The 23,779-nt window shown below is 40.1% G+C and carries 20 protein-coding genes; 16 read left to right on the top strand and 4 right to left on the bottom strand.

Going from position 1 to position 23,779, the window contains the following annotated elements:
* The 7 genes from F1E73_RS11415 to F1E73_RS11445 all read left to right on the top strand — a co-directional run.
* Positions 1-265 (top strand): response regulator (locus F1E73_RS11415; RefSeq protein ID WP_150451956.1); only part of this gene is annotated, 265 nt, incomplete at its 5' end.
* A gap of 55 nt (positions 266-320) precedes the next feature.
* On the top strand, positions 321-1,040 hold the full coding sequence (locus tag F1E73_RS11420; RefSeq protein WP_086476503.1) for an Hpt domain-containing protein: 720 nt from the start codon (positions 321-323) through the stop codon (positions 1,038-1,040).
* 1 nt (position 1,041) lies between these two features.
* Entirely contained in the window at positions 1,042-1,425 is a 384-nt protein-coding gene (locus F1E73_RS11425; RefSeq protein WP_086476502.1) for a response regulator transcription factor, read from the top strand.
* A gap of 42 nt (positions 1,426-1,467) precedes the next feature.
* Positions 1,468-2,529 carry a HEAT repeat domain-containing protein gene (locus F1E73_RS11430; protein ID WP_176328461.1) on the top strand — a complete coding sequence of 354 codons (1,062 nt, stop codon included), beginning with the start codon at positions 1,468-1,470 and terminating at the stop codon, positions 2,527-2,529.
* An 82-nt stretch (positions 2,530-2,611) separates the two neighbouring features.
* On the top strand, positions 2,612-4,048 hold the full coding sequence (locus F1E73_RS11435) for a glycosyltransferase family 2 protein (protein ID WP_150451957.1): 1,437 nt from the start codon (positions 2,612-2,614) through the stop codon (positions 4,046-4,048).
* A gap of 16 nt (positions 4,049-4,064) precedes the next feature.
* The gene (locus tag F1E73_RS11440; protein ID WP_150451958.1) at positions 4,065-5,318 is read left to right on the top strand and encodes a YaiO family outer membrane beta-barrel protein; all 1,254 of its coding nucleotides are present in this window, start codon (positions 4,065-4,067) and stop codon (positions 5,316-5,318) included.
* A gap of 2 nt (positions 5,319-5,320) precedes the next feature.
* Positions 5,321-6,484 carry a hypothetical protein gene (locus F1E73_RS11445; protein ID WP_150451959.1) on the top strand — a complete coding sequence of 388 codons (1,164 nt, stop codon included), beginning with the start codon at positions 5,321-5,323 and terminating at the stop codon, positions 6,482-6,484.
* Here the strand turns inward: F1E73_RS11445 and F1E73_RS11450 are convergent.
* Together F1E73_RS11450 and F1E73_RS11455 are read right to left on the bottom strand one after the other, a co-directional pair.
* Positions 6,481-8,514 (bottom strand): LTA synthase family protein, encoded by a 2,034-nt coding sequence (locus tag F1E73_RS11450; protein ID WP_150451960.1) that lies wholly within the window; start codon positions 8,512-8,514, stop codon positions 6,481-6,483. The two genes, F1E73_RS11445 and F1E73_RS11450, sit on opposite strands and share 4 nt — an antisense overlap.
* 204 nt (positions 8,515-8,718) lie before the next feature.
* Positions 8,719-9,399 carry an RNA polymerase sigma factor gene (locus tag F1E73_RS11455; protein ID WP_150451961.1) on the bottom strand — a complete coding sequence of 227 codons (681 nt, stop codon included), beginning with the start codon at positions 9,397-9,399 and terminating at the stop codon, positions 8,719-8,721.
* A 450-nt stretch (positions 9,400-9,849) separates the two neighbouring features.
* On the opposite strand from F1E73_RS11455, the gene F1E73_RS11460 reads away from it, so the two are divergent.
* The 7 genes from F1E73_RS11460 to F1E73_RS11490 all read left to right on the top strand — a co-directional run bounded on the left by F1E73_RS11460 (position 9,850) and on the right by F1E73_RS11490 (position 18,325).
* A complete protein-coding gene (locus F1E73_RS11460) occupies positions 9,850-10,395 on the top strand; it encodes a DUF4142 domain-containing protein (protein WP_086476495.1) in 546 nt (181 codons plus the stop codon).
* Entirely contained in the window at positions 10,392-10,736 is a 345-nt protein-coding gene (locus tag F1E73_RS11465) for a plastocyanin/azurin family copper-binding protein (RefSeq protein ID WP_140157725.1), read from the top strand. Before F1E73_RS11460 ends, F1E73_RS11465 begins: the two co-directional genes overlap by 4 nt.
* A gap of 186 nt (positions 10,737-10,922) precedes the next feature.
* The gene (locus F1E73_RS11470) at positions 10,923-12,287 is read left to right on the top strand and encodes a hypothetical protein (RefSeq protein ID WP_150451962.1); all 1,365 of its coding nucleotides are present in this window, start codon (positions 10,923-10,925) and stop codon (positions 12,285-12,287) included.
* A 414-nt stretch (positions 12,288-12,701) separates the two neighbouring features.
* Positions 12,702-14,957: a ligand-binding sensor domain-containing protein gene (locus F1E73_RS11475; protein ID WP_217868634.1), complete on the top strand. Its 2,256-nt coding sequence runs from the start codon at positions 12,702-12,704 to the stop codon at positions 14,955-14,957.
* A gap of 273 nt (positions 14,958-15,230) precedes the next feature.
* Complete coding sequence (locus F1E73_RS11480; RefSeq protein ID WP_150451963.1) at positions 15,231-16,547, top strand: DUF3748 domain-containing protein; 1,317 nt, start codon at positions 15,231-15,233, stop codon at positions 16,545-16,547.
* 202 nt (positions 16,548-16,749) lie between these two features.
* Positions 16,750-17,568 (top strand): 3-methyl-2-oxobutanoate hydroxymethyltransferase, encoded by an 819-nt coding sequence (panB, locus tag F1E73_RS11485; protein WP_086476493.1) that lies wholly within the window; start codon positions 16,750-16,752, stop codon positions 17,566-17,568.
* A gap of 46 nt (positions 17,569-17,614) precedes the next feature.
* The gene (locus tag F1E73_RS11490; RefSeq protein WP_150451964.1) at positions 17,615-18,325 is read left to right on the top strand and encodes an RluA family pseudouridine synthase; all 711 of its coding nucleotides are present in this window, start codon (positions 17,615-17,617) and stop codon (positions 18,323-18,325) included.
* A gap of 141 nt (positions 18,326-18,466) precedes the next feature.
* Here the strand turns inward: F1E73_RS11490 and F1E73_RS11495 are convergent, their stop codons facing one another.
* Positions 18,467-20,011: a hypothetical protein gene (locus F1E73_RS11495; RefSeq protein ID WP_150451965.1), complete on the bottom strand. Its 1,545-nt coding sequence runs from the start codon at positions 20,009-20,011 to the stop codon at positions 18,467-18,469.
* A 147-nt stretch (positions 20,012-20,158) separates the two neighbouring features.
* Here F1E73_RS11495 and F1E73_RS11500 point away from each other — a divergent pair, with 147 nt between their 5' ends.
* Both F1E73_RS11500 and leuB read left to right on the top strand, forming a co-directional pair.
* Positions 20,159-21,331: a 2-isopropylmalate synthase gene (locus F1E73_RS11500; protein WP_086476490.1), complete on the top strand. Its 1,173-nt coding sequence runs from the start codon at positions 20,159-20,161 to the stop codon at positions 21,329-21,331.
* Complete coding sequence (gene leuB / locus F1E73_RS11505; protein ID WP_150451966.1) at positions 21,332-22,450, top strand: 3-isopropylmalate dehydrogenase; 1,119 nt, start codon at positions 21,332-21,334, stop codon at positions 22,448-22,450.
* A gap of 33 nt (positions 22,451-22,483) precedes the next feature.
* On the opposite strand, the gene F1E73_RS11510 is transcribed toward leuB, so the two are convergent.
* Positions 22,484-23,719, bottom strand: a complete 1,236-nt coding sequence (locus F1E73_RS11510) for a peroxiredoxin family protein (protein WP_223883415.1) — start codon at positions 23,717-23,719, stop codon at positions 22,484-22,486.
* Positions 23,720-23,779: the final 60 nt, after the last annotated feature.

The raw sequence follows: 23,779 nt of genomic DNA on the forward strand, positions 1-23,779 counted from the left end.
AGCTTATAAGAACAGGGAAATTGATTTGATATTAATGGACATTCAGATGCCACTATTAAGTGGTTATGAAGCCTCCAAGAAAATAAGAAAACTAGAAAGCAATGGAACTCGTATTCCCATTATAGCTTTAACCGCAAGAACGGTTTCTGGGGAACGCCAAAGGTGCCTAGATCACGGTATGGATGATTATGTGACCAAGCCCGTGGTGCTAGATACGATTAAAAAAGTTATCATTGACAATTTAATAAAAACAGATACACTTTAGGTAAGTGTAAACTTGGACCCAACTTAATAGATATAACCTAACACCCCAAAAACAGGTGAACAATAAAAAAATAATAATAGTAGTAAGTAATGCCGAAGAGCGTACCCGGATAAAAAGGATTCTTAACAACAGTCCGTTTGTGGTCCTAGACTTTACAGACAGTATGGGTGCCATACAATGGATTATGGAGAATGGAAATCCACAATTGCTCATCTTGGAAGAGTCCTCTAGTCCATTAAATGGATGGCAGACCATGGATTATCTGCGGACAGAGCTTAAAATGGAGCATCCAACCTTAATTGTAATAGACTCCGATACAGAAATCACAAATAAAAAGTTACAAGGATTTATACGCAAACCTTTTTCGGATAAAACGGCACTAGAAATTGAAAATTTCTTAAATACGGTAGAGCTTAAGGATAAGAATGAAGAGTTGGTGAAATCTTACTCTACGGACTATTTAGAGGAGTTATCCGAGGGGAGCAAGGAGTTTGTTGCAGAAACCCTAGTTTTATTTAAGGAGTCTGTATCTGGTAGGTTAAACGACCTTAAAATAGCCCTGGAACAAAATAATTTTGACGAAGCCCGAAAAATTGCCCATAGCATAAAGCCCTCCTTTCAAATGGTTTTAAATCAGCATGGAAGGGATCTGTGCCAGTCTATGGAAACCGCCAAAAAAGAAGAAGAATTAAATACATTATTTAGTGAATTAAATCAAGAATTTCAACTAATTGAAACCCAAATTACCGCAGATTACCAGCTAGATATTAATTAAAATGAAGAAGAAGATTTTAGTCATAGAAGACAATCCAATGGTTGTTAAGTCGCTCGAATTTAAGCTTACTAAGGAAGGATACGAGGTAACTACCGCAATAGACGGAAGGAGTGCTATGGAAGAGCTAGAAACTAATAGCTTTGATCTAATTCTAACAGATTTGATGTTGCCTTTTGTTTCGGGGAGTCAACTTATAGAACACATTAAGAAAAATTATCCCACCATCCCGATCATTGTGCTCTCTACCGCTACCCAAGAAGATATTATCACTGATGCATTTAATATGGGCGTAGATGATTTTATAAGCAAACCTTTTAGTCCAAACGAATTAACTTTGCGCGTAAAAAGGAGTTTAGGTGCATCAAAAAAAAACATTCACTCCTAAAAGTAGATGCTAGACCATAATATGATGTTGCTACATTTAACTATGGGGAATTTACCATTTTATATTTCCGACTTACCCGTAGTCCTGGAAATAAACCTGGTAATGACCATGGTCTTTGTTGTACTCACTATTTTATTGTTAAGCCTTATACTTTATCTGAGAGTCCATAAAAACAGTCAAAACCACAGAAGAAAAAAGTTAAATCTTTTCATAATAGATTTCATCAACAACTATTTATTTAATGAAGATTTTGATAAGGAAAAGGAAACTCGCAATTTTAAAAACAGACACCTCAGGACTTCCCTCGACAAACAAATAGCGATTGATCAGATTCTAGTTTTCGCAGAGAACTTAAAAGGGGAATCTTCGGCCAGTTTAAAGGAGGTTTTTTATGGTTTTGGATTGAAGGAATTTCTCCTAACCAAATTAACAAGTAAGGCATGGTATAAACAAGCCAAAGCTCTCAATGTAGCATATCAATTAAATTTAGAGATCCCAATGACCTTAGTAGATTCCTTATTTAACACCAATTACAAGAAACTAAGACAGCAAGCATTTTTGTACTATCTCCATATGTCCACTGAAAACCCTTTGGGATTCTTAGACAAAGTAGAAATTCCTTTAACGCTTTGGGAACAAATTTATATTGAGAATGGACTTAAAAGTTATGACGGAGAAACCCCTGATTTTTCCAAATGGCTCCATCATGATATTTCTAGCGTGGTGATTTTCTGCATGAAAATGATTGCCGATTACAACCAATTTGAACATATCCCTATTTTATTGAGGTTTTTACATCACCAAAATCCCGAGTTACGACAGCAAGCCATCATCTCACTACGGAAAATGGAGGAGCCGGAACTCCTACCTATTTTAATTCATAATTTTAACGAGGAAACCCTTTTAATAAAACATGAAATCCTAAAAACTATTGGTAAAATTGGTTCCGAGAAACATCTAAAATCTATTGGTAAATTTATGGTTACAGAGGAACCTAGCTTAGAAGTGGAATTTAAGAAGGTAGCCCTTCAAAAGAACTTAGAAGCATCCCATTTCCTTGGAGCGAATTTTAATACTATTAAATATGACAATTTGCCCTACTAAACAACATCTTCATAACTATTGATAGCTAGATAATGTGCACACCAAATTTTTGTTAACAATCCATATAATACCTTAGGGCCTCTTGAATTTTAATTTTTTCGAATTTATTGATATAGCAAGTTTTATTTTTTTAACCTATGGTTTAATTATCATTTCGGGCTATATCTTCTTGGCTTTATATTCATTATTTGAGCTCCGTGATTATAAACGCAAGAACAACTTTAAAGATGAAGTTGCCTTACTGCAGTCGTCCCACCTACCTAAAATTTCTGTTTTAGCACCCGCCTATAATGAAGAGGCTAATGTCATTGAAAATGTAAGATCCCTACTCACCCTTGATTACCCTTCCTTCGAAATTGTAATCATCAATGATGGAAGTAGCGATAACACCTTGGATTCATTAATCAAAACCTTCGATCTTTACCAGGATGATGTACTCTACCATTCCCCTATTGCTACCAAAAATGTGCGCGCTGTTTATTCGTCGAGACAGAAAGCTTATAAAAATTTAAAAGTTGTAGATAAAGAAAATGGTGGGAAGGCAGATGCATTAAACTCTGGAATTAATTGCTGTAGTCATGAAATTATTTGTTGCATAGATGTTGATTGCATCTTGGAAAGGGATGCGCTTCTAAAGTTGGTAAAGCCATTTCTTAACAACAACAAAAAAGTTATTGCCTCTGGGGGAATTATCCGGGTTGCAAACTCCTCTATTATTGAAGATGGGAGGATAATAAAAGTTCGCTTACCGGATTCCTTCATAGATCGCGCCCAGCTCTTAGAATATTTCCGGGCTTTTCTAATGGGAAGGATGGCATGGTCCCGTATAGATGGCTTATTGCTTATTTCTGGTGCCTTTGGTATGTTCGACAAGAAAACGGTCATAGAATCGGGTGGTTATAATCCCGCTACCGTAGGGGAGGATATGGAGTTACTGGTTCGCATGCGCCGCTTAATGAGGGACAAAAAAATTCCATACACCGTAAGCTTTGTCCCCGACCCCTTGTGTTGGACCGAAGTCCCTAAAAGTTGGAAGGTACTACATAGACAGAGGAACAGGTGGACACGCGGCACCATAGAAACCCTAAGCCTGCATAAAAAGCTACTATTTAATCCAAAGTATGGCGTGTTGGGCATGCTCAGTACCCCTTATTGGATGTTTTTTGAATGGTTTGCACCGATTATCGAATTTTTCGGAATCATTTTTCTACTATTAATGTTCATTTTCGGCCAAATAAATATCCAAGTATTCCTGGTCTTTTTCGGGGTAGTCTATACCTTTTCGGTATTGTTCTCCATTACAGCCTTGTTTTTTGAAGAATATTCATTCCAACAATATAAAAAGCCAAAATACATGCTCCTCTTGCTGCGTACTGCCCTATTAGAGCCACTTTTGTACCATCCTTTTGTTATGTGGGCGGCAGTGAAAGGAAATGTTGATTTGTTGCTGGGAAAAACATCTTGGGGAAAGATGACTCGTACCGGTTTATCTAACCCCTCCAAACCCAATATTGATTAGTAAATTTTAATTGAATATGTACAAACAAAAAATAAAACTACTTCTCCTTCTACTTCTAGGGATCAACGCCATGCCTATGGCTGCACAAACAGAGGCATCCACGGATGAATTGTATAGTTTGGCTAGGACCGCGGCTTTTGATGAGGACAACTACCCTAAAGCAATTGCCCTGTTAAAGAAGGCATTGGCTAAAAGCCCCGATTACTTGGAAGTAAGCGTCTTCCTTGGCAGACTGTACACCTACACCGATAGTCTACAACAAGCTAGAATGGTTTTTAAGGAAGTACTCCAAAAAGAAGCAGGCCACGAAGGAGCTTCCCTAGCCTACGGCAACCTTGAGTACTGGAACTCCAATTCCGAGAAAAGTTTAGTTGTGGTCAATTCCGGGCTGGAAAAGCATCCTAACTCGCAAAGTTTGGGACTGTTAAAAGCGAAAATTTTAAAGGACTTAAAACGATTTAACGAATCGCGAATTGTTATAGACCAGTTACTAAAAAACAATCCAGAATTTACAGAAGCAAGAAGTTTATTGGGAAGCGTAAACAGTTCCGCTGCTAAAAACAGTATTGGCCTTAGTTACGACTTTGTTTATTTTGATAAGCGTTTTAATGACCCCTGGCATTTAGCCAGTGTTAGTTATGGCAGACAAACGGGCTTGGGTTCCGTAACCGCCCGTTTTAATTATGCCAATAGGTTTACTACCAATGGCGCCCAGTTTGAGCTGGATGCCTACCCTAGAATCTCGGATCTTTTTTACGCCTATGTAAGTGGTGGAATTTCGGAAAACAAGGGCATCTTTCCACGTTACCGAGCAGGCTTTTCCCTTTATGCTAATCTTCCTGCCGCCTTTGAAGCAGATGCCGGATTTCGCTTCCTGTCTTTTTCCAGTAATACATGGGTTTACACCTTAGGTGTTGGTAAGTACTATAAGAATTATTGGTTTAATTTGCGAACCTATTTAACGCCCTCCTCAAATTCAATTTCTCATTCTTACTCCCTAACCACCAGATATTATTTAGGCGGAGCGGACGACTATCTTAGTTTTAAAATAGGCACCGGCATCTCTCCGGACGACAATGCAAACAACGTTGCCTTTGATCCAGACAATAGCTACAAACTAAAATCTGTAAATATGTCCTTAGGGTATAAGAAACTACTCTGGGATACCCATGTATTTAGTATTCAGGCTTCTTTAGAGAATCAAGAATACAGGGCGGAAACCAGGGGGAACCAACTCTCCATTGGTGTTGGATATAGCAAACGATTTTAATTATGGCAAAGAAGATTTTTGGTCTTATACTAGTTTGTATCATCGGTATTCCGCTTGTTATGTGGATGTCCTGGCTTTTTACCCCTAAAAAAAAGCTGGTTATTGCGTTGGTAGATAAGACTGTTTTAACCACAGAAGGTCAAGAACATATTTCCCTAGGGTGGATATTAAATCACAACAGATACACCAAAACCTCCAAAGATCCTTATAAAATCAGTAAAGATTATTTTGGATTCTTCCCCTTAAAGGATGATGAGTTTCAATTAAAAGGTTTAGAAAGATTTACCACAGATCAGTTGAAAAAACTAAGTGCGGATGCCGATATGGCTTATTTCACCGACACCTATGGTATTTACAACAATGAATGGTACCGGGAGGGAGATGTAAATGCACAATCGGGTATGCTTTATGGGGGCTTAAGTAACGAAGACCTTATCTTTTTGGAGTACATGAAAGAACGTAACAAGCTCATCATTACCGAGTTTAATACTATTGGATCCCCTACCCGCGCCGAAAATCGAAAGAAATTTGAAGAATTATTCCATCTAAAATGGACCGGTTGGACGGGCCGTTATTTTGATAATTTGGATCCTACCAAAAATTTAGAAATCCCTAAGTGGCTTATAGAAAATTACAAAAAATCCCATAATGGATCTTGGCCCTTTACTCGTGCCGGTTTGGCTTTGGTGAACGATAACGACCAGGTGATTATTTTAGAGGAAGGCACCCATGTGGATAATGCGTTGCCCTTTATTTATGCTACTCCAGAGGCACAAGAGAAGTGGCTTTTACCAGCAAAAACCAAATACCCCTTTTGGTTTGATGTAATGATACCTAATTTAGAGGTTAATACCGTAGATGCATCGTTTAAATTAGGCCTTTTACCCGCTGGTAAAGAGGAATTGGCCAAGTACCAAATACCCGAATCCTTCCCGGCAGTTACCCGCCATTTGGGAGACGACTATCGCTTTTTTTACTTTTCGGGCGACTTTAGTGACAATCCCCTAAGGTTTAACAGTTCCTACTTTAAGGGAGTCGGATTTTTTAAAGGATTCTTCTATGATGACCGTAACCCTTTAGAGCGTGGTAGTTTCTTTTGGAATTTTTATAATCCATTAATTAGCCAGATTTTGTCAAAGGAAATGGAATTGGTATCGCAGGATTAATAATTACCATTGTACTTGGTATAAGTACTATCGGGCACCAAGGGCGCTTTTTCCGTTAGTTTTATGTTCCGTCTTTTAAAGGCAGAAAAAGCGGCTTGCAATTCCCGCTGTTTTTCAGGGTTTTCTACTAACACCTCGCCTAGGTTATCATTTAATTGGTATAGATTATTACCATTTAAATGAAAGTCTCCCATAACAAAATCGACCAGATCGGTCTTGGTCTGCATCAACGGGATTTGTTGTACGCTTCTAAACTTCCTCACCGTATCCAAGCCTTGCCCCATAAAACTTACATAATCCGGTAATGGTACTTGATGATTATTTCCCAAATAATTAAGTAAGCTAGGTGCAATATCAAAATGACTAGACACCGATGCCATTTCTGCCGTTCTGCTCAATAAGGGAGAATAGATTAACAAGGGAACGTGATAACGGTCTATTTTAGTGCTTAGAGGTATCTCTGGCAATCGGTGGTCGCCAGTAATTAGGAAAATGGTATTCTCATAGTCTTCCCGTTGCCTATACGCTTCCATAAAGTATTTTATGGCATCATCTGCGTAAAGAACCGTAGCATATTGCTTTGCATACGCTTTGTAGTCCTTCTTTTTTTCAGTATCAAAACCGAGGGCCTCCAAACGTTGCTCAAATTTCTTCCCGTAATACTCCTCGTCGTATAATACAAACGGACTATGGGTAGTATTGGTAAGTAAGATGTTAAGCTTGGGTTTTGCCAGGGAATCGGCCTGCTGACTGTTTAAGTAATAGCGATATAATTCGCCATCGCCATATCCCCAGCTAAAATTATTATTGGCAGGGAGTTTCTTATAGGAACTGGGAAAAGTTTCTTCATCAAAGATATAATCAATGCCATTTTTATTTAGGTAACCCTTCATTCCATCAAAACTAGCATCGCCACCATAGTAAAAGGAAGTTTGGTACCCATGATTCTTTAGTAGACTTATAAGGGAGTTTTCCTTCGGCATTGCGTTTTCCAATGCTAAAAATCCGTTCTCTGCAAAAGGCAGTGATCCTATAATAGAAGGTAGCACCGCAAAGGTTCTTCCTCCATTGCTTAAAAAGTTTTTCCAATAGAGACTATTTTGGGATAAAGAGTCTAAATAAGGCGTAAAATTACCCAAATAAGCACCTTCATTGGTAAATGCCCTGCCCAAGCCTTCTACTATTAAAATAACAATATTAGGAGCCTTCAACTTGGGGCTAAAGAATGGGGACAAGACATCGCTATCAGGTTTAGCATGAAGAAAAGGATAGGCATCATCTACATAGTCCACCATTTTTACATCACTCATATGCTTACTTCCTGGTCCGCCCAAATAATTATCGGCATAAATATCTACCTCAAATCCAGGATCAAAAAAATAATTGGCAGCTTCCTTAAAAAAGTGTTGCGATTTATTGATTACCAGGTTATTTGCAAAATCCGAACCCAGTTGCGGTTCGGCCACTCTACTGCTAATTCCCGAGGTATATACTAGGAGCGATACCAAGGGCAAGGCAATGGCAAAAGCCTTGGGTGCTTTCCATTTTTTAGGTACTAAGTATAGTGCCCATAAAAAGAGCCCCAAGATAAGGAGCAGGCCCAATAAAGCAATTAAGGATACCCCTCCAGAGGCCCCTACCGTCTGTTTAATGTCTTGAAGGGAATACCCAAAAAGATCGGCACCCAACAGAACCAGGGAGGTATTAAAATAATTTATTAAGCTTAGATGAATAATAAAGAAAAGCATCCATACCACCCCTAAGAATATCTTGGCAGTTTTTTGATGCAGTAGAAAAATTGGTAAAAAGACCAGGAAAAGAATGAAAATCCATTGCGCCCAAAATACGGTATCGATGAATATACTGGACTTAAGCAAACTAAAGTAATCTAATGGCAAAAAGTGACTTCCCTTATATACAAAAAGCTCCAAACCACTGACTAGCCACAAAAAAAGCAACGCAATGGAGGCATAGATACTAAAATATTGTAAGGCTTTAAATAGGGACGTTTTTAAGTAATCCAAGGTCATAGGGAACTTTATTTTTTTAACTCAACCCTAAAGGCTCCCAATTTTAACATTAAAACCACCCTTTACACGGAGATTTTAAAGTAATAGCGCCCTTAGTTTATTCTCTTCCACAAATATAAGTTTGTAAACCGAAATTAACTTTAATTATGCGCCATTAAAATAACCACTACTTAAACATTGGTGAATAGCATACAATAAATTCTACTATAGTTCTTTAATCCTATCCATTACCCTTTGTACCAACAAATCACATTTGGCATTGCCAAACTCGAATGCATTTTTAGCATTGGAGAATTTAAGGATGTACTCTTGCATCATCTTCCTAGCCCTATGCAACCGCACCTTTACATTGCTGGTAGTGAGGTCTAGGCTTTTTGATATTTCAACAATATCCATATCCTGGACTTCTTTCAACATATAAACAACCTTGTACTTTTCCGGTAATTGGTCTATTGCCTTTTCCACTACTAGCACAGACTCTGAGTACATTGTTTTTCTTTCTGGATTCATAATAGACGTATCAGCAATTTGAATAACTCCTTTTTCATTGTTGATGGCTACGGTTTTATTTCTTTTAGATTTCCTTTTCCGCTGTAACGCCTCATTAATTCCGATCCGAACCAACCAAGTAGAAAAGAGGGCATCATTTTTAAACTGATATAATTTCTGGAATGCATTTATGTAGGTATCCTGCATTATATCATCTATGTCCGAAGGTCTATCCAGATAACTTCTTATCGTTCTAAACAATAATTGGTTATGCCTTCTCAACAATATTTCAAACAATTCGGTCTCACCATCCAATACTTTTTGGACCACTACCCAATCTGGTAAAGTGGCATAGGGAGCTTGGTTTAATTTTCTTAAGGGTTTGCAGATGTTCATAGCTACTATTTTAAGGTTGGATGCAATACAATAGAAAAGGTTACAAAATAAACAGAAACCTACGCGCTATTTGATAGAATAAGGATTAATAACACATTGATACTTAACCCATAACAAGTTACGAAATTGAATCGCTAAAACCCATTCTAATCTTCTTATTAAATTTAAGATTTCCTGACACCAAACATTTCTGTACTTATTAACTTCCCTCAACCTCTTTCCTTACCCATTCCTAAAAAAATATAAAAGGAAAAGCAATGCAATTTAGGTGCCTACTAAAACTGGAATTTATCTGGGAAGGCTATCTTCTTCTTAGGCCCTTTAATTAGAAAGTAAGTTTTACATTCATCTTACAATCAACACATTAAATAAATTTTAAAGCGTTCATGTGTTGGTTTGTAACCTTTCCTCCCTATTTACATCCAATGGGAAACAAATAAATACAACAAGATGAAAACGATAACAAATTACCTCAGCGTATTAGGTGTCTTCTCCATGTTTATGATAGCCATCCCTATGTACGCCCAAACATCACCCCAACTTACCGATCCTGAAATTGCCTCGGTTGCGGTGGTAGCCAATCAAATTGATATTGATTTCGCCAAAATTGCCATGAATAAATCTAAAAATAAAGAGGTTTTGGATTTTGCTAGCCGAATGGTAGAAGACCACACCGCAGTGATTAATCAGGCAGTGGCTTTGGTTACAAAATTAAAAGTGGTTCCCAAGGACAATGCGGTTAGTAAGTCCCTGCTAGACCAGGCTGCGGAAACCAAGGCAAAGTTGAAAAAGCTTACTAATAAGAATTTCGACAAGTTCTATGTGGAAAACGAGGTTGCCTATCACAAACAGGTAATTGGCGCGGTAAATACGCTATTGATACCACAGTCTCAAAATGGGGAACTAAAGGAGCTATTATCAAATGTAGTTCCCGCCTTGGAAGTCCACCTAGGACATGCAGAAATGTTACAAAAGAAAATGGCGTCAAAAAAATGAAACCTACTATCTATTTATTTAGCATGCTTACAATTGCCTTCCTCTTGTTGCTAGGAGGTATTGGAATAAAGGCCCCAATTGCCAACGAACCTCAAGTACATACGGTCACCATTGAAAAAATGAAGTTTATACCCCAGCATCTTACGGTACATAAAGGAGACAAAGTAATATGGGTTAACAAAGACTTTATTCTACACGACGTGACCGATGAAAAAAATGGAAAGTGGACCTCCAAACCATTTGGTAAGGATGAAACTTGGAGTAAAATCATCACCCAGGACGAGGAATATTTCTGTAGCCTGCACAAGGTGATGAAGGGAACTATTAAGATTAGCTCTTAATTAGTTGGTGTTTATAGGGAGATTAAGAACCAATTTAAAGCAATTTAGGTTGGTTCTTAACATAGTCTTCCTGTGAATGTAACCCCCAAGGAATCCTTATCGCAAAAGGGTTATTCCCCCAGGCCCAATATTTTAATTTGATGGGGATAAACAGATTGAATAATAATCATTAACAACAGAAGAACTATGAAAGTAGCTAATCCAATAAAATTTGTCGGAATCTTGCTCGTTGGAAGCATGATATTTGTCTATAGTTGTACCAAAACCAGGACAATCACCGAAACCATTACAGAAATAGTAAACGATACCATTATAGAAACTGTAACAGACACCCTTACCTTGCATTTAGATCCAGTACTTGTTGCGGAAGGAAAAGAAACTTTTAGGTACGACACCTTTGGGGACGAGGCCTTTTGGAGTGACGTCCTACATTTAGACAAAGCTATTTTGGGCGAGGAATTAGGCGGTTACGGAAGTGGTGTGAGTCCGGCCACCGCCTTGGCTGTTGGTTTAAAAGTAGATTCCGAGGCCATCCCTGCCGAGGTTGCAGCGGCTATAATGGCCGGGGATGTAGACCTCAACGATCCTGCGACTACGGTTGCATTGCTAAAAATGAATGCCGTGGTGGGGATAAAAGGTTCTTTTAACGAGGAAGGGAATATGACGGCGATAGGTATCAACTGTGCCCTGTGCCACTCTACGGTAGATAACTCCTTTTCTGAAGGCATAGGAAGACGATTGGATGGGTATCCCAATAGGGATTTAAATGTAGGGGCTATTGTTAACCTAACCGATAACAAAAAGTTTTTGGCCGATTTACTCCATGTGGACGAACCCACGGTTGAGGCGGTACTAACAGGTTGGGGGCCCGGAAAATTTAATGCTGGCTTAATGGTAGATGGTATTGCTCTTAAACCAGATGGAAGCATTGCGGCTAATTTATTACCTGCTGCCTATGGATTACAAGGCGTTAATTTAGCGACCTATACCGGCTGGGGAGATATGGTGTATTGGAATGCCTTTGTAGCAAATTTGGAAATGCACGGACAGGGTAGCTTTACCGATGCGCGTTTAAACGATGCCAACCAGTTTCCTATTGCAGCAGAAAACAATTTTGGGAATATTACTAATGATCCAGACCTCATCACCTCCAAATTACCAGGATTGCAAGCCTATCAATTATCATTAACCGCCCCCACTCCCCCCGAAGGAAGCTATGATGTGGCAGCTGCAGAACGAGGCAAATCCTTGTTTAACGGTAGCGCCCTTTGTGCAACCTGCCATATAGCTCCTATGTTTACCGACGCGGGGTATAATTTACACACCGCCGCGGAAATAGGGATAGACGACTTTGAAGCCAAAAGATCCCCCACAGGCATGTATAGAACCACACCCTTAAGAGGACTTTTTGCCCGTATGAAGGGAGGTTTCTATCACGATGGGAGATTTGCCACCTTAAACGAGGTAATAACCCATTACGATAACCACTTTGGATTGGAGCTGAGTGCTCAAGACAAGCTAGACCTAGAAGCCTATTTAAAATCGATTTAAGAAGTATGTGATTAGTGTTTATTGGTTGATAGGGAAATACCCGGAACTTGCTTTATAGCGGTGGTTCTGGGTATTTTTATTTATATATAGGTTGCTGTTAGTAGATTTATCAACTAATAGCGCATAAAAAGGTCCAAACCCATGTAGGTTGTTGTGGACTTTCCCCTATTCGTTTTGCACTTACAAACACTACTAGCTGCTACCTCAGAATATCAATTATCCTAACAGGAAAACTCCGTAGGATTCCCAATTTTCACTCAGGAAGTCAATATTTAATGCAAATCCCGTAACATATACGAGGTATGCCATGCTAAAATCAGGTTTATTTGTAATAGTAGGGTCCCCACATAAATCGCTGTCTTAAAATACAGATTAAAATAGGGACGCTTGTAACCGACCAAAACCAATATTGACATGAGAACGTTTTTTCCTATTACCGCTTGGCTGCTGTTGTTGAGTCTTTCCTGTAACGAGGCGCCCCAGCAAAATAATTCTTCTGCCTCCCTGCCCGTGTATAAAGATGTGCCTTATAGGCAAGATTACAGTGTAAAATACCATGCAAATCTAGATGATCTCACCCTTTTTTCTGCCCATATGGACAGAAATAACCTCATTCAGATTGCTTCTTCTGAAGGGATACTTCGCACCCATGATGGTCAGTTTCTCTACCCTGGCATACTAATGCCCGACAAGACCTATAGACCCTTGACCGACAAAAACATAACAGCGATCACCCTCTATCAAGATCAGTTCATTTATTTGGACGATAGGGCGGTGTTGAGCAATGCATGGGCAGGGACCCTTTACCTTATGCACCAATTGCCCAAGGCGAATATTATAGCCGCCGGGAAAGATTTTGGTTTTTTAATCAGCGATGGAAAGGCTTTACAATATCTAACAAAAGAAAACAATGACTGGAAAGGGGCATTGCCCAATGATAAGGTCCTTCAAATTAAATTCGATGATGAAACAGGCATCTTTTATATCCTAGGGGAAAAATCGGTAACCGTTTTCAAACCCGAGGATAAAAACCTAACCACCCTTATCGAAGGTGCTAATTTCACCTCTTTGGCCCTATGGGAATCAAAATTAATCATTGGCACTTTAGATGGGTATCTGGAGGCTTCCTTAGAAACAGGTGAGCAAATTGGGGAAACCCATAAGAAGCTCCCTTGGACCGAAATCACCTATATAGAAAATATTGATGGAACCCTTTGGTTTGGCTCTACCAAAGGAGCCTTTAAGCTAAAAGACAACGGTAAGTTTAAATACTACTACGGGAAAAGGTGGTTGCCTGGTAACTTGGTTCATCACATATCAAAAGCCCATGATGGATCTATACTAATTCTTACCGATGCCGGATTGGGACAAATCGTTTTTGAGGAAATGACCCTTTATGACAAAGCACAGTACTATGACAAACAAGTGCGTCATAGGCATATCCGACTAGGGTTTAATTCTACGTTGGTCGATTTAGACAATGGGAATATAGATTCTGGCCGACTCTCAGATTCCGATAACGACGGATTATGGACTACCATGTATTTGGCTGGTGAAGTATTTCGCTATGCCGTTACAAAGTCTAAAGATGCGCTACAAAACTGCAGGGAATCTATGGAGGCCATGGAACGTCTTTTCTATATTAACCCCGTACCTGGCTTCCCTTCGCGCTCCTTTGAGCGAAGTGGTTATATAGAACGCTTGGGAGATCCGGAAAGATGGCAGCACACCGATGATCCGGAATGGGATTGGAAAGCCACTACCAGTAGTGACGAAGCCATAGGGCACATCTTTGCCTATGGGGTTATGGCCGAACTGATGGACAACGATTTAAAAGACCGCGCCATTGTATTAATAGATACCCTAATGAGCCATATAGTAAAGAACGATTTGTATTTGGTAGATTTCGATGGAAAACCAACCACTTGGGGGCGATGGAACCCAGAATATGTGAATGGCCATCCTAAAACCGTGGGTGATCGCAAATTGAATTCTTCTAATATTATTGGGATGCTTCAAACCGCCTACCACTTTACGGGGAAGGAAAAATATAAGGAAAAGGCAATGGATTTAATGGACAATCATGGCTATTTGGAAAACCTAATGCGCCCGATGAAAGAAATAGGAGTCGCAGGCGAAGAAGGAGACGATTGGAGCAATATGCTCTCCGAATCTTGGAACCACTCCGACGACGAAATGTACTACGTGGGCTATTGGGGACTCTATAGATATGCCTTAAACGATTCCCTAAAAGCGAAATACAAGGAGGCTATCATAGATCATTGGGAAATTGAAAGACCCGAAAAAGAAGGGGCATGGAATATTATGACCGCCTTAACCGGCACCCAGGAATTTGACCTGGAAGAAGCTGCCTGGTACCTAAGGAAACATCCCATGGACCTAGTAACTTGGGATATTATGAACAGTCATCGAAAAGACATCACCCATATAGAACCTAATTTCAGAAGGCAGACCATCGCCGAGGTCTTACCCCCAGATGAAAGACCCGTTCAACGTCATAATGCCAATATGTTCCGCCTAGATCGGGTTGGAGGAGATGGCAATCAGGAATATTCCGCAGGGGATATATGGCTCCTCCCCTATTGGATGGGAAGATATCTTGGCGTAATTAGCGCACCAATGGAGAAGCAAGGAACGAGTAGCGAATAAAAATCAGCAAGCACGGGCGAGTTCCAATTTGATAAAAAACGTACTGAAAACGAGGGTGGAGCTTAGCTGGCAATAGATAGGGAATTCAATTTCATTAAATCCATAAATAACATAGAGCTCGCATCGGCACCATGCTTATCAACTTAGTAATCAAAAAGATTACCTAGACCTAAGTTATTACCCGATAAAGCGGCCAGCTTTTTCATCTTCCGTTCTATGAACAAACAATCTGAAAAAAGGATACTTTTACGCTTAATAGTAATAACCATGTGTATGAGCGGTTGCAACCACAATTCGTATAAAAAGGAAATTCAACTCACCCATGATTTCTCCTATAATCACGATTTGGACAATAATGATAACTTCTCTCCGGATGACCAATGGCTGGTCTACGATACCCGAACAGAAGAGGGAGGCATCGGGGCCAATGGAATAATAGAAAAGGTACACGTAAAAACCGGAGAAAAGAAAATCCTATATCAAACAAAAGAGCAAACTCCCTACGGGCCAGGGGTTGGTGCCGCCAGCTATAGTCATACCGAGAACCAAGTTATCTTTATCCATGGCTTAAACAATTGCAGTCCAGAACGCCCCTATGAACAGTGGCGAAGAACAGGGGTGATTGTACGTGACAACGCCCCAAATAAACCTGTCTTTATGGATGCTAGGGACAGCTCCCCTCCTTTCACTCCAGGGGCCTTGCGAGGTGGTACCCACCGACACGAATTTAGTGGGGATGGAGGGTGGATTGGATTCACCTATAACGATGCCCTCCTTAAAAAAATGGAGGATGAAACCGGGATTCCCTATAACCTTAGAACCATTGGAGTGTCTAAAAAGAGCTCCCCCGTTTTGGTTACCCCATCCATTCCCGAAGAAGATTTCTCCGGGGAATGGTTTAGCGTTTTGGTAGTAAAGGTTGTACCCCAACCTGTTCCTGGAAGCGACGAGATTAGTAGGGCCGCCGGAGATAGTTGGATAGGAAATGCCGGATATAAAAATAATGAAGGTCATCTACAGCGTGCAAGAGCTTTTATAGGTACAGTAAAAAATAAAAACGGTGAGGAGGTAGATGAAGTTTTTGTGGTAGATATACCAGAAGACATTAGCCTCCCCTCCAATACCCCTTTAGAGGGAACCGCCACTACCATGCCATCTCCTCCCAAGGGTACCCAACAGAGAAGATTAAGCTTTACTACCGAAAGTAAATTTCCTGGCTGCGAGGGCATTGTCCGTTCGTCCTTTGACGGCAGTATGTTAGCTTTTATAGCGAGAGACCAACAGGGTGCGAAACAGGTCTTTACCATCTCTCCTTTGGGCGGAACGCCCACTCAACAAACCTTTCACCCTACCGATGTGACAGGGGGCATTAGATGGCATCCCAAAGAGAAAAGCTTGGTATACATTTGGCAAAATGCATTGGTTCATCTACGAGTGGGTGCCAAGGAGGGCCAAGTACTTACCCATCCGTCTTCCTTTCCCCTATCCAATCCAGTATGGTCCCACGATGGAAAAACACTTGCATTCAACAGAAGTATACCCAATAAGGAAGGAGTTCCAAAAAAACAGATATTTTTACTTCAATTATAATAACATCAGAAATTGGAACATAAGGAGCAAAAGCAGCATATCGCATCCTTAGCTCCATGTGGTAATTATCCCTTTTTATTCTAAAAATCAGCAAAACTTCTTCCAATATCCCCAAAATTGTAGGATTTAATCACAAGTCCGTGGATTTCCACCAAGTTTTAGAACAAATCTCCTTACTTTTATCGCTCTAAAAATAAATACCATGTCTGTTGCCAAAAAAGAGTACAAAAGAGTGACTGTAAAATCGCTCGTTGATATGAAACAAAACGGGGAGAAAATATCCATGCTGACGGCTTATGATTATTCCATGGCGAAAATTGTAGACACCGCCAATGTGGATGTAATCTTAGTGGGCGACTCTGCCAGTAATGTAATGGCGGGTCATGAGACAACTCTCCCTATAACCTTAGATCAAATGATCTACCATGCCTCCTCCGTCATACGAGCGGTAAATAGGGCACTGGTTGTAGTGGACCTTCCTTTTGGAAGTTATCAAAGTGATCCCAAAGAAGCACTTCGTTCTGCTATTCGAATCATGAAAGAAAGTGGCGCCCATGCTGTAAAGGTGGAGGGCGGACAAGAAATAAAGGATTCTATTAAACGCATCTTAAACGCAGGCGTACCTGTAATGGGACATTTAGGGCTTACCCCACAATCCATTTATAAGTTTGGTACCTATACGGTGCGTGCTAAGGAGCAAGACGAAGCCCAAAAATTGAAGAACGACGCCAAAATGCTGGAAAAGGCAGGCTGTTTCGCTATAGTACTAGAAAAAATTCCCGCTGCACTAGCAAAAGAGGTAGCAGAAAGTGTTTCTATCCCCGTAATTGGTATCGGAGCTGGTAACGGGGTAGACGGACAAGTACTGGTGGTACACGATCTATTGGGAATCACCCAGGAGTTTAATCCAAGGTTTTTACGTAGGTATCTTAATCTATATGAAGAAATGGGCAATGCCATTTCACAATATGTAGAGGATGTAAAGACCAAGGACTTCCCCAGTGATGAAGAACAGTATTAATAACATAGAAGACCACAAGTAACAACAACCTTCTTAGGCCATAAAAGTGTCAACAAACCAACAGAAAATACATTCTACTCCCGCTAATTTACAGGTGATCTATGAGGACAATCACCTTATAGCCATCAATAAAAGAGCGGGAGATATTGTACAAGGCGATAAAACCGGAGACACTCCGTTGAGCGAGGTAGTAAAGCAATATTTAAAAATAAAATACGATAAACCAGGCAATGTCTACTTAGGGGTTGCCCATAGGTTAGACCGGCCCACTACCGGGATTGTGGTCTTCGCCAAATCCTCTAAAGCCCTCCCTAGACTCAACAAACTATTTGCCGAAAAAGATGCCCAAAAAACCTATTGGGCAATTGTAGGCAAACAGCCAGATCAGAAAAGTGGCACCTTGATACATTGGCTAAAACGAAATCCGAAGCAAAACAAATCCTACGCCCATAAAAATCAAGTTCCGGATAGTAAAAAGGCTATTTTAGACTATGAGGTACTAAAGCAGCTGGACCGCTATACCCTGTTGGAAATTGATTTAAAAACAGGAAGACACCATCAAATACGTTCGCAGCTTGCCGCTTTGGGATGCCCAATTAAGGGCGACCTAAAATACGGGGCAGATAGGAGCAACAAGGACGGTAGCATTCACCTGCATGCCAGGAAGTTACGCTTTGTACACCCTGTGAAAAAAGAGCTTTTAGAATTGGTGGCACCCTTGCCACAGGAGAACCTTTGGAAGGCGTGTAAGCAATAGCTTTCCACTAGCAAAGGGTGGGTTTTCCATACTTGGCTACCCCTTTCCAAATAATTTTGAATTCCACTTAAATTGGGGAAATGTAAAACAGCCCTAGGTAGTGCGCTGCCTTACAAGGTGTTTCGTTTTAATTTCTACTACTTATCGGGTAATCATCGCTGCCTTTTCCTGTATTACTTGTGCTACCGGTTTATTCTGCAAATGACTCTCCAGCCAGGAAATTATATCGAGGTATAAAAACGCCCTTTTTTCATAAGGGTGATCTTCGTATTTTTTTAATTCCACATAAAGCTTATTGAATTCGTTGCGCAATTCGTGTGGATAAATATCCCCCAACCTTCTTAAGAACTTTATCATTTCCTTTTGCACGGCATGCAGGTCGTTCATCTTCAAAAGAAACTTATAAGTACTCTTTAATTGCACCTCTAAATGATAATCCATTCCCGCTTCATAGTGGGCAATTAAACTTAAAACCCTTGAGAAGCACATTAAATCTTCCCGCATTTTAAGATTCTTATTGTTAATAATTCTCTTTAGGTATTGTATGCACAATTTATTGTCGCCCATTCCAAAATATAGACAAGCTATTTTATAATACAATACCATGATATGGTGTTCATCCAATCGTCCTCGATGCTTGGAGATTCCATATTCCACAATTTTCACCAAATACTCTGCCTTCTCAAAACTACCTTCCATAAAATGAAGGTTTAACTTATTGGAATTGATATAGATAAAAGCTAGGGATGAAAGGTTGTCGTTGGCCGGAAAATCTTTACTAGCAACAATTTCCTCTAACCGCTCCAAGGTTTCCTTAAACTGGGAACTATACCTCACATAAAATAAGGACTCCAACAAATAATGATTCCCCTTTAGGAAGAAAACTGGATTTAAGGATATCATCATCTTGTTCTCATAAAACAAGTCTACCCACTTACTGGAATACTTATAACAAGACAGAAAATCTTGCGTTAAAAAACTATACCAAAGGTGGGCTTTGTACAACCATAATTTCTCTCTGAATCCAAGCTCTTCCATTTTCACCTTTGGAAGGTGCTTGTCAAAATATACTTTAACCCTTCTATAGTCCTCATCACTTCGCACATAACCTATCTTCAGCATTTGACCATATAACTGTAGCGCTAGGTTGGATAGCTTACTGGTAATTAAGTTTTGTCTAGACAATTCCTTTGCTTGGATGGAAAGTTCATCTGCCCTATCTGGAATACTACGGGTAATGTACTGGGTCTCTATCACTTTTTCCAGCTCCACAATTTCATAGGCCACGTTTTTTTCTTCATTTTCTATGGCGGTCTGTTTGGTTTTATCAAGGATTTTTAAACTCTGCTTATACAATCCCTTCTGGTAAAGTATAGTGGCAAAATCCAACTGCTCCCTTAATTGCACCCGTATGTTTTGGTTTACCGGATTTAATCTAAGACTTACAAGGATCTGCCTATATAAATGTGCCTTAAGATTGGATAACTGGGCCTTTTTAACAATGCCATTTTCCAATATTAATTTTTCATCGTAGACTTTTATTTTATCCAATAAATTAAATAAAGCTAAAAATTTCGCATCGGTGTTTACCCCCAAGCGTCCAACGTATAATTTAAATTGACGTTTTTCTGACTTTGAAAGCGATTTAACCAGTACAAATAATGCATCTTTCGGAGCATTTGTCATCGTAATAAAAAAGGTTTATGTTGTTGATTCTTAGTTCTTTACACCTCATAAAAAGTTCCTCACCATTGTAAATGCCCTACATACTGCAACTTGGGGGAACCTATTAGTAGTATATTCGTAAAGTCTATATAAAATTACGCAAATATAATGAGCAAAGATAAGGTACATATTTTTGATACGACACTTAGGGATGGGGAACAAGTACCCGGATGTAAATTGGATACGGAGCAAAAATTGATCATCGCCGAAAGACTGGATGTATTGGGCGTGGATGTGATTGAAGCAGGGTTCCCAATTTCTAGCCCAGGGGACTTCAATTCCGTTCATGAGATTTCTAAACTAGTAAAAAATGCAACGGTTTGTGGACTAACCCGTGCCGTTGAAAAAGATATTGAAGTTGCAGCCCAAGCCCTGAAAAGCGCTAAAAGGCCTAGGATACATACAGGAATTGGTACATCGGATTCACATATTAAGTTTAAGTTCAACTCCAACAAAGACGCCATTATAGAAAGGGCTGTTGCGGCGGTAAAATACGCTAAGACCTTTGTAGAGGATGTGGAATTTTACGCAGAAGATGCAGGACGTACGGACAATGAGTTTTTAGCTAGGGTCTGTGAAGCGGTAGTTAAGGCCGGAGCCACGGTTTTAAACATTCCAGATACCACTGGATATTGCCTACCAGAAGAATATGGAGCCAAGATTAAGTATCTAAAGGAAAATGTTACCGGTATTCACAAGGCCATCCTTTCCTGTCACTGTCATAACGACCTTGGTTTGGCCACTGCCAATTCCATCGCAGGGGTAATTAACGGTGCAAGACAAATTGAATGTACTATCAACGGTATTGGGGAAAGAGCAGGAAACACCTCCTTAGAGGAAGTGGTGATGATCTTAAGACAACACCCTACCTTAAATTTGGATACCAATATTAACAGTAAGCTGCTTTATGACACCAGCCAGATGGTAGCCCAAAAAATGGGCGTACTAGTACAGGCCAACAAGGCTATTGTAGGTGCCAATGCTTTTGCCCATAGTTCTGGGATCCACCAAGATGGCGTCATTAAGAATAGGGAAACCTACGAAATTATTGATCCGGCTGATGTTGGGGTCACAGAGTCTTCCATCGTTCTTACAGCAAGAAGTGGTAGGGCTGCTTTGGCTTACCGTGCTAAAAACGTAGGATACGAACTTACCAAGACCCAGTTAGACGAGGTTTATAAGGAGTTTTTAAACTTCGCAGACAAAAAGAAAGAAGTTATGGACGAAGATATCCATGAGATCATTGCTTCTAGTGGAATCTCAATAGAAATTACAGCTTAAATGAATCTGAAAATTGCAGTTTTAGGCGGAGATGGAATTGGGCCAGAAGTTTTGGCCCAATCCCTTAAATGCCTGCGTGCGGTAGAAGAAACCTTTCATCATCAATTTACATTTACGGAAGGTGATATAGGAGCTATCGCTATGGAAAAACATGGCAAGCCCCTACCCAAAGCCACCATTGACCTCTGCAGAGCTTCGGACTCCATACTTTTTGGCACCATCGGCACCCTAAAATACGATGAGAATCCCAGTGCCAAGGTTCGTCCGGAACAGGGATTGTTACAACTGAGAATGGAGCTAGAACTTTTCGCCAGTATTAGACCGGTAAAGGTATTTCCAACCTTGGTAAACAAATCGCCCTTAAAGAAGCATGTAATTTTCGGAACGGATTTTATAATATATAGAGAACTCACCGGAGGTATTTATTTTGGTGAGAAAAAATTAAGACAGGAGGGTACCATAGCCTCCGATCTATGTGAGTATTCCGAAAAGGAAATCAGTAGAATTGCCCATTTAGCTTTTAAGGCAGCAAAAAACAGAAGAAAAAAACTCACATTAATAGACAAGGCCAATGTATTGGAAACCTCTAGACTATGGCGTAAGGTAGTTACCAGAATTGGGGAGAGCTACCCAGAAGTGGCACTAGAGTTTCTTTTTGTGGATAATGCGGCCATGCAAATGATGTTGCACCCCAACCATTTTGATGTGATACTTACAGACAATATGTTCGGGGACATCTTATCGGACCAGGGCAGTGCCATCTGCGGTACCAAGGGATTGTTACCCTCTGCCTCCATTGGAAGCGAGCACGCCATGTTTGAGCCTTTTCATGGATCTTATACCCAAGCCGAAGGAAAAAATATTGCCAATCCCATAGCCTCTATTCTTTCTACCGCAATGATGCTTAGTCATTTTGGCCTACATGAGGAATCTAACGCCGTAGTAACAGCCGTGGACAAGTCCATGAGACAACAGGTTGTTACGCGCGACTTGGATGCTACCAGTAAATATGGGACTAATGAAGTAGGTGATTACATCGCAGCCAACATCATTGATTCTGACGAGAATTATAACTACAACTACGAAAACATAGGACTGGGCAAGTCTACCATTATATAAGGAGGCCTGCCCATTACCTAGACTTACTTATCATTATTCCTCTGCCAATAACTCATCTATAAAGCTGTAAAAGTCTTTTTTAAAGCTCAGATAATTATTTCCTGTAGCCGGACCATTAAATCCGGTATGTATTTTTCTAACCGCTCCCTTTCTATCTAAAATAATGGTAGTTGGGTATGATAGAATATGGTTTAGCATGGGGAGCTTATCCTGCGCCAGGGATTTATCCGAACTTGCATATTGGGCTAGCAAAATAGGGTACTCTACCCCTATTCTATCCTTTAATCGATTGATGGCTTTAAAGGCAGCTTCCGGCGTTTTCACATATTCAAATGCTAGGGCTACCACACTAACGTCTTTGCTTTTGTTTTCTTCCAAATACTCCACCAAAAACTTAGTTTCATCCAAGCAGTTAGGACACCAGGTCCCCATTATTTGCACTACCACCACTTGGTTTTTAAACTGCTCATCTTCCAAGGATACCATATTTCCATCCGCATCCGGGAAACTAAATTCCAATTTATCATACCCCTCCTTTAAATAGGTAAGCCCATCGGCTTCGGGCAACTGAAAGTTTTCGTTTCTTTTGGCCGAAAAAGGCGCCTGAAAATGATTCCCAGAGTAAAACACTCCATCTATAAGGCTATCCGAGACCTTGGCTTTAAACAAATAGGCATGAGCACCATTAAAAGTAGATAGCTTTAAGGAGTCGCCTTGCTGTACTCCCTCTAAAAATCTATAATCCCCAGTAGTGGTCCTAAATGTTCCAGTAACCCTACCATCTAGCTGTTTAAATACTCCTTCGGCCATGTACTGTTTTTCCGTATTGGGATTAAAAACTGTTTCCCAAGCCCCAGAAACATTGTACTTGGGTTCTTCCCCGGTCTTAAAACGCTCTGCTACCCCATAGGTAGCTCTAAAGGGTACTTTTCTCTCCAAATTATCCATTGCAAAGACACCCTTCATCAATTTTGGGGTATATGTTCCGCTAAGGTAACCTTCAAAAACAGGAAGTTTTATCAGGAAAGAATCTTTAGTCAAGGTAATTTCATCCACATAAATCACTTCATCAGCATTGTACACTTCCATGGTGACCTTCCCATTTTCATCTTGGTACAGTTTAAAATTAAAAGGGAGATCGTAATCATCTTGGGTTTGGAGTTCTGCCAGCCAAGTTCCCTCCTTTAAGGGATTAGTTCTAGGCTCTCCGCAAGAGACCAACAGCACAGTAAAGCAAAAAATTAGGGTAATCCGAATGAAATTATACACTTTTGTAATTTTATAAATAGGTTAAATCTATGTAGCACAAAGTTACAACTTACCTATGAA

Source organism: Arenibacter lacus, assembly GCF_008711145.1.
Taxonomy (GTDB): Bacteria; Bacteroidota; Bacteroidia; order Flavobacteriales; family Flavobacteriaceae; genus Arenibacter; species Arenibacter amylolyticus.

Excerpts from the sequence above, each read along its gene's own strand:
- F1E73_RS11495 (WP_150451965.1), bottom strand. The coding sequence starts at position 20,011 with ATGACAAATGCTCCGAAAGATGCATTATTTGTACTGGTTAAATCGCTT.
- F1E73_RS11480 (WP_150451963.1), top strand. The coding sequence starts at position 15,231 with ATGAGCGGTTGCAACCACAATTCGTATAAAAAGGAAATTCAACTCACC.
- F1E73_RS11445 (WP_150451959.1), top strand. The coding sequence starts at position 5,321 with ATGGCAAAGAAGATTTTTGGTCTTATACTAGTTTGTATCATCGGTATT.
- F1E73_RS11430 (WP_176328461.1), top strand. The coding sequence starts at position 1,468 with ATGGGGAATTTACCATTTTATATTTCCGACTTACCCGTAGTCCTGGAA.
- F1E73_RS11440 (WP_150451958.1), top strand. The coding sequence starts at position 4,065 with ATGTACAAACAAAAAATAAAACTACTTCTCCTTCTACTTCTAGGGATC.
- F1E73_RS11500 (WP_086476490.1), top strand. The coding sequence starts at position 20,159 with ATGAGCAAAGATAAGGTACATATTTTTGATACGACACTTAGGGATGGG.
- F1E73_RS11450 (WP_150451960.1), bottom strand. The coding sequence starts at position 8,514 with ATGACCTTGGATTACTTAAAAACGTCCCTATTTAAAGCCTTACAATAT.
- panB (WP_086476493.1), top strand. The coding sequence starts at position 16,750 with ATGTCTGTTGCCAAAAAAGAGTACAAAAGAGTGACTGTAAAATCGCTC.
- F1E73_RS11455 (WP_150451961.1), bottom strand. The coding sequence starts at position 9,399 with ATGAACATCTGCAAACCCTTAAGAAAATTAAACCAAGCTCCCTATGCC.
- F1E73_RS11425 (WP_086476502.1), top strand. The coding sequence starts at position 1,042 with ATGAAGAAGAAGATTTTAGTCATAGAAGACAATCCAATGGTTGTTAAG.
- F1E73_RS11475 (WP_217868634.1), top strand. The coding sequence starts at position 12,702 with ATGAGAACGTTTTTTCCTATTACCGCTTGGCTGCTGTTGTTGAGTCTT.
- leuB (WP_150451966.1), top strand. The coding sequence starts at position 21,332 with ATGAATCTGAAAATTGCAGTTTTAGGCGGAGATGGAATTGGGCCAGAA.
- F1E73_RS11465 (WP_140157725.1), top strand. The coding sequence starts at position 10,392 with ATGAAACCTACTATCTATTTATTTAGCATGCTTACAATTGCCTTCCTC.
- F1E73_RS11460 (WP_086476495.1), top strand. The coding sequence starts at position 9,850 with ATGAAAACGATAACAAATTACCTCAGCGTATTAGGTGTCTTCTCCATG.
- F1E73_RS11470 (WP_150451962.1), top strand. The coding sequence starts at position 10,923 with ATGAAAGTAGCTAATCCAATAAAATTTGTCGGAATCTTGCTCGTTGGA.